Raw genomic sequence first — 928 nt, forward strand, 5'->3', positions numbered from 1 at the left:
GCGATTCGTTAATTCGCTGTTAATAAGGCCTCTTTGGCGCCCTTAGAATGGTAGCAAGTTTTTTTAATTAGTTGTTCATTATTATTGTATTCTTCAATGATTTTATCTCCATATTCATCGATATATGTTTTTGTAATTAATTTATTATTTATGTTGCGTTCTTCAATGATTTTATGTCCGTCTTTGTCGGTGTATGTTTTTATGTTTGTTTTCATAAGTTAATTCCTTTCTTATTTGATTTGTTTTTATTATTCATCATCATCATTTATCGACATCATTAGCAACAATATCATCATTATCATCATCGTCATTTATCATCACCATCTTCTTCGTCGTCATTGTAGTCATAGTCATCATCATCGTCATCGTCATCATCGTCGTCGTAGTCGTCGATATAATCGATTGTTCCATCGGGGTTATAGTGTGTGACTTCAATTATTTCACCAATATCGTTGTATTCGTTAATACACATAATAGTTTCATCGTCATTATAGTATGTTATTTTGTCTATTGTACCATTGTCGTATTCCTCAATGTAATCAATAGTTTGACCATCAAAATCATATCCTATTTGTTTAATTATTTTTTCGTTTTCGTTGTATTCGTTAATGTAATAAATGTTACCATCAGATTGATAACTTGTTTTTTTAACTAGTTTGTCGTATTTGTTGTATTCTGCAGTGATTTTATATCCATATTTGTCAATATAATTTATTTTAGTTGTTTTCATAATTGGTTTTTTCTTTCTTTTATTTGGTTTAATTTTTGTATGTGTATATTTTTTTTAATGCCTTAGCGTTTTTTACTTTTTGTTTTTGTGTGTTTTTTTGGTGCGAATTGATGACTGTTTTTTTTAAAAAAAACAGTCATTGAAGTTTGTGTTAATTATTCGTCGTCATCATCCTCATCGTCGTCATCATCGTCGTCA

At 29.0% G+C, this 928-nt stretch carries 2 protein-coding genes; both read right to left on the reverse strand.

Annotated elements, in window-relative coordinates; genetic code table 11:
- Positions 1–8: 8 nt before the first annotated feature.
- Positions 9–215: a hypothetical protein gene (locus KTO59_RS04425; RefSeq protein ID WP_284928849.1), complete on the reverse strand. Its 207-nt coding sequence runs from the start codon at positions 213–215 to the stop codon at positions 9–11.
- A 92-nt stretch (positions 216–307) separates the two neighbouring features.
- Positions 308–730, reverse strand: coding sequence for a DUF2963 domain-containing protein (locus KTO59_RS04430; protein ID WP_284928850.1), 423 nt, complete (start codon positions 728–730; stop codon positions 308–310).
- Positions 731–928: the final 198 nt, after the last annotated feature.

The organism is Candidatus Phytoplasma sp. AldY-WA1 (assembly GCF_020312115.2).
Lineage (GTDB): Bacteria > Bacillota_I > Bacilli_A > Acholeplasmatales > Acholeplasmataceae > Phytoplasma > Phytoplasma vitis.